Origin of the sequence: Agreia sp. (assembly GCF_964263775.1) — a bacterium.
In the GTDB taxonomy this organism is placed as follows: domain Bacteria; phylum Actinomycetota; class Actinomycetes; order Actinomycetales; family Microbacteriaceae; genus Agreia.
The window spans coordinates 1-4,626 of the sequence record NZ_CAXVWM010000026.1; the positions used below are offsets into that span (position 1 = coordinate 1).

General features: G+C 69.7%; 3 protein-coding genes and 1 pseudogene. All 4 read left to right on the top strand.

Features of this window, described 5'->3' with window-relative positions; translation table 11 throughout:
* A pseudogene (locus tag ACE5CZ_RS02600) lies at window positions 1-262 on the top strand (acetamidase); the annotation flags it as partial.
* Window positions 255-1,817: an AtzH-like domain-containing protein gene (locus ACE5CZ_RS02605; RefSeq protein ID WP_374945805.1), complete on the top strand. Its 1,563-nt coding sequence runs from the start codon at window positions 255-257 to the stop codon at window positions 1,815-1,817. The pseudogene ACE5CZ_RS02600 and the gene ACE5CZ_RS02605, both read left to right, overlap by 8 nt.
* A 377-nt stretch (window positions 1,818-2,194) precedes the next feature.
* Entirely contained in the window at window positions 2,195-3,406 is a 1,212-nt protein-coding gene (locus ACE5CZ_RS02610; RefSeq protein WP_374945806.1) for a pyridoxal-phosphate-dependent aminotransferase family protein, read from the top strand.
* Window positions 3,403-4,626: allantoate amidohydrolase (locus ACE5CZ_RS02615; protein WP_374945807.1), on the top strand; the 1,224-nt coding region annotated here is incomplete at its 3' end. The genes ACE5CZ_RS02610 and ACE5CZ_RS02615, both read left to right, overlap by 4 nt.

Here is a 4,626-nt window from a genome sequence, read left to right on the forward strand (position 1 = left end):
ATTCGGCACCCTCGTCGGGCCGCTCGCCGAAACGCAGGAGTTCCTCGTTCCCACAGGAATGGACGAGGACCTCGACGAGGCCGTGCGCCGGTGCGTGCGCGCCGCCATCTCGCTGCTGCATGCCCGCTACGGCATGGACGAAGATCTGGCCTACGCCTACCTCAGCGCGGCGACCGACTTCAACATCTCCCAGGTGGTCGACCTGGTGACCGGCGTGCACGCCCGCGTGCGTATCTCCGATTTCGAAGGAAACCATGCCTGAGCGCATTTCTCCCACCACCGTCACAGGAGAGCTGCCTGTGGGCCTGCTCGACGCGTTCTGGGCCTACGAGAACGCGCTCCTCAGCAACGATCTCGAAGCGCTCGATTCGGCATTCGCCCCCGGCGATACCACTCTGCGCGGCGACGCCGGCGGACTGCTCGTCGGCCATGATCGCATCAGTTCGTTCCGTGGCGCGCGGGGCGGGGCTCCCGTTCGCACAATCTCATCGATCCATGTGCGCGCGCTCTCGAGCGAATACGCGCTGATCGTCAGCGAGAACGAGCCCCGCTCGGGTGGCCGCGGGCTGGTCACGCAGCTGTGGGCGCGGCATCCGGATGCCAACGGCTGGGTCGTCGAGTCGGCCCAGGTCGCCGGCGCCCCGGCCGCGATGAACACGGCGATTTGGCGGGTGCTCGGCAATCCGCTCGTCGCGTCGACCGCATCCGACGACGGCGCGCTCGCGGGCGAGACCGTCGCGGTGAAAGACCTGTTCGAGGTGAAGGGCTTCGCCGTCGGCGGCGGAATCCCCGAGTTCCTGGCCGAGGGCACTCCCGCAGAGGCGCACGCGCCCGCGGTCGCCGCCCTGCTCGCGGCCGGCGCATCCCTTCGCGGCATCGCGCAGACCGACGAATTCGCCTACTCGATCGCCGGCAAGAACGTGCATTACGGAACCCCGCCCAACGTCAGGATTCCCGGTGCGATCCCCGGCGGCTCGTCGAGCGGACCGGCTTCGGCAGTGGCGCTGGGACACGCCAGCATCGCACTGGCCACCGACACGGCCGGGTCGATCCGGGTGCCCGCGTCATACCAGGGCCTCTGGGGCCTGCGCACAACCCACGGCGCGGTCGATTCGGCCGGGCTGCTTGCGCTCGCGCCCTCGTTCGACACGATCGGATGGCTGACGAGGTCGCCTTCTGTGCTGCGCGCCGCTGCCGCGAACACCCTCGACGCCGAGGCGCAGCGGCCGGTCGAGCCCCGGTTCGTGATCTCGACGGAGCTGCTTTTCGCCGCGGATCCCGCGCTGCAGGGCGCGCTGGTGGATGCCGTGGGCCGGCTCGAGGCCGACGGCCGCATTCCCGAGGTCGGCGTGGTCGACCTCGGCGATACCTCGGGCTTCTTCGAGGCGTTCCGCACCGTGCAGGGCGCCGAGGCCTGGCGGCAGCACGGCGACTGGATAACGGCGCATCCCGGCGTGCTCGCCGCCGACGTCGCATCTCGGTTCGAGATCGGGTCGTCGATCACCGCCGAGGCGGAGTCCTCTGCTCGCGAGGTGCTCGCGGCCGCTCACACCCAGCTCGACGACGCGCTCGCCGGGCGCATCCTGCTGTTGCCGTCGACGTCGTCGACCGCGCCGTCGCTGACGGCCGGCCCCGCAGAGATCGATTCGACCCGGGCGGCGACTCTGGCGCTCACCTGTTTCGCGGGCATCGGCGGCTACCCGGCGCTGTCGGTTCCGCTGCTCGAGGTGGCGGGCGCGCCCGCAGGCCTCTGCCTCGTGGGACCGCGCGGCTCCGACCTCGCCCTCGTCGACATCGCGGCATCCTTCGTGCGCTGAGACGCAGCACCTCCGTTCCCTGAGCCTGTCCAAGGGCCGCCGCCCGTTCCGCCCCGTGCCAGGGACCGCCACGCCTCCCATCGACTCGGCGCACATGCACCCACATCCTCCGCGGAGCGTGCATCCGCGCCGAGTCGATCTGGCAGGCCAGATCCACTCGGCGACGATGCACCTTTTCGAGGCGAGGAGGGTGCGTTGCCGCCGAGTGGATTCGCGATCCCTTCGACAGGCTCAGCCAACGCGACCGTGTAACACGCATGAAACGCGCGTTCCGTAGAATCGAATCCTGAAACAACTGGATCATTCTCAGCGAAAGAGGTCGGCTCATCTCACTCTCGTCTCTGCCCCAGCCCATCAACCCGCCGCAGCGACTGCTGATGGGGCCGGGGCCGATCAACGCCGACCCGCGCGTGCTGCGTGCCATGTCGGCGCAGCTCGTGGGCCAGTACGACCCGGCGATGACGGCCTATATGAACGAGACCATGGAGCTGTACCGCGGGGTCTTTCGCACCTCGAACGAGCAGACCCTCGTGGTCGACGGCACTTCGCGTGCCGGCATCGAGGCCGCGCTCGTCTCGCTGATCGAGCCCGGTGACCGGGTGCTCGTTCCCATCTTCGGTCGCTTCGGCCAGCTGTTGCGCGAGATCGCCGAGCGCTGCGGAGCCGAGGTGCACGTCATCGAGGTTCCCTGGGGCGAGGTCTTCACGCCCGAGGCCATCGAGGCCGCGATCGTCGAGGTGCAACCCATGCTGCTCGCGGTCGTGCACGGCGACACCTCCACCACCGTTGCGCAGCCCCTCGACGAACTGGGCGCCATCTGCGCAGAACACGGCGTGCTCTTCTACACCGACGTCACCGCATCGCTCGGCGGCAACACCATCGAGACGGATGCCTGGGGCATCGACGCCGTGACCGCGGGCCTCCAGAAATGCCTGGCCGGCCCCTCCGGCTCAGCCCCCGCCACCTTCTCGGCGGCGGCGGTCGAGCGCATCGTGTCGCGCAAGAGCATCGAGGCGGGCATCCGCGAGGCGGGCGACGCGGTCACCGCGCATCCGATCCGTTCGAACTACTTCGACCTCGCGATGATCTTCGACTACTGGGGCCCCAAGCGGCTCAACCACCACACCGAGGCGACGACCATGCTCTACGGTGCCCGCGAGTGCGCCCGCCTCCTGATCGACGAGGGCATCGAGAACGCCGTCGAACGGCACCGGCTGCACGGCTCGGCCATGCTCGCCGGAGTGCAGGGACTCGGCCTCGCCGTGTTCGGCGACCTCGCGTACAAAATGAACAACGTCGTGGCCGTGATGATCCCCGACGGAGTGAACGGCGACGCCGTGCGCGGCGAACTGCTGAACGACTTCGGCATCGAGATCGGAACCTCGTTCGGCCCGCTGCACGGCACGGTCTGGCGCATCGGAACGATGGGCTACAACGCCCGCCGCGACACCGTGCTCAGCACGCTCGCCGCACTCGAGGCCGTGCTGCGCCGGGCCGGCGCATCCGTGACGCCCGGCGGCGGAGTCGGGGCGGCCTACGAGATCTATACCGATGCCGACCGGGCCGTTCGGGCGGGAGCCGGGGCATGACGCAGCCGACCTCGACCACCGCGCAGGCCATTCTCGAGCGCTGCGACGAACTCGCCACCTACTCGTCGATGGAGGGCGGGCTCATCGAGCGCGTCTACCTCTCGGCCCAGCACGCGGCGGTCAACGCCCTCGCCGGTCGCTGGATGACCGAGGCGGGAATGACCACCTGGCAGGATGCCGCCGGCAACCAGTGCGGCCGGCTCGAGGGCGCGACACCCGGGCTGCCCGCGCTGCTGCTCGGCTCGCACCTCGACACCGTTCCTTCGGCGGGCCGCTACGACGGAATCCTCGGCGTGCTCTCGGCCATCGCCGTGGTCGACCGCATCCGGTCGTCGGGCCGCGAGCTTCCCTTCGCGCTCGAGGTCGTGGCGTTCGGCGACGAGGAGGGCACCCGCTTCGGCCGCGCACTGCTCGGCAGCCGGGCACTCGCGGGAACCTGGCTCGACGAGTGGTGGCAGCTCGAAGACGTAGATGGCGTCTCGCTGCGCGACGCCTACGTGCACTTCGGGCTCGATCCGGACGCCGTGGGCGAGGCCGCGCGGTCGCGCGGCGACTTCGTGGGCTACCTCGAGACGCACATCGAGCAGGGCCCGTACCTCGAAGACGAGAACAAGGCGCTGGGAGTCGTGTCGTCGATCGCCGGCGCACGCCGTTTTCTGCTCACGATCACCGGCCAGGCGGGTCACTCGGGAACGCCCTACGAACGTCGCCGCGACGCGCTCGCCGGCGCCGCCGAGGCCATCACGACGATCGAGCGCATCGCCCGCTCGGCCCAGCTCATCGCCACGGTCGGCCACCTCGAGGTGTTCCCCGACGCGGTCAACGTGATTCCCGGCAGGGTCGAGTTCAGCCTCGACCTGCGTGGCGAATACGACACCGAACGCGACAGGGTGTGGCTGCAGATCGAAGAGGCGATTGGTGAGATCTGCCAGCGGCGACGGTTGCGGCTCTCGAGCATCCAGACGCACTCGGCCAGAGCGGCCGTCTGCGCGCGCCGGCTGCGCGATGCGATCGCCGACGGCATCCGGTCGACGGGCGACACGAGGCCGATGTCGCTGTTCTCGCGTGCCGGCCACGACGCGATGGCCATCGCCGAGATCGCCGACATCGGCATGATCTTCGTGCGCTGCACAGGAGGCGTGAGCCACAATCCCGCCGAGCACGTCACCGAGGCCGATGTCGCGACGGCGCTCGACGCGTTCGAGGCGACCGTTCTGCGC